This is a genomic window from Streptococcus sp. DD11, assembly GCF_001578865.1.
Lineage (GTDB): Bacteria > Bacillota > Bacilli > Lactobacillales > Streptococcaceae > Streptococcus > Streptococcus panodentis.
In genome coordinates, this window is record NZ_KQ969483.1 from 1 (window position 1) to 266 (window position 266).

Annotated in this window: 3 tRNA genes; all 3 read right to left on the reverse strand. The window is 52.6% G+C overall.

The features are described 5' to 3' along the window. Nucleotides 1-5 precede the first annotated feature (5 nt). The 3 genes from STRDD11_RS13485 to STRDD11_RS13495 all read right to left on the reverse strand — a co-directional run bounded on the left by STRDD11_RS13485 (nucleotide 6) and on the right by STRDD11_RS13495 (nucleotide 245). Nucleotides 6-79: transfer RNA gene (locus STRDD11_RS13485), tRNA-Ile, on the reverse strand. A gap of 13 nt (nucleotides 80-92) precedes the next feature. Beyond that, a tRNA-Met gene (locus STRDD11_RS13490) sits at nucleotides 93-166 on the reverse strand. A 5-nt stretch (nucleotides 167-171) separates the two neighbouring features. After that, nucleotides 172-245 (reverse strand) — tRNA-Pro (locus tag STRDD11_RS13495). Nucleotides 246-266 lie beyond the last annotated feature (21 nt).

Sequence of the window (266 nt, forward strand, 5' to 3'; positions counted from 1 at the left end):
CAGTATGGACCTTGTAGGACTTGAACCTACGACCACTCGGTTATGAGCCGAGAGCTCTAACCAGCTGAGCTAAAGGTCCGACAAGATCATTATAGCGGCGAAGGGGATCGAACCCCCGACCTCCCGGGTATGAACCGGACGCTCTAGCCAGCTGAGCTACACCGCCATTTATCGGGAAGACAGGATTCGAACCTGCGACACCTTGGTCCCAAACCAAGTACTCTACCAAGCTGAGCTACTTCCCGAACAATTATGGAAATCTTCCA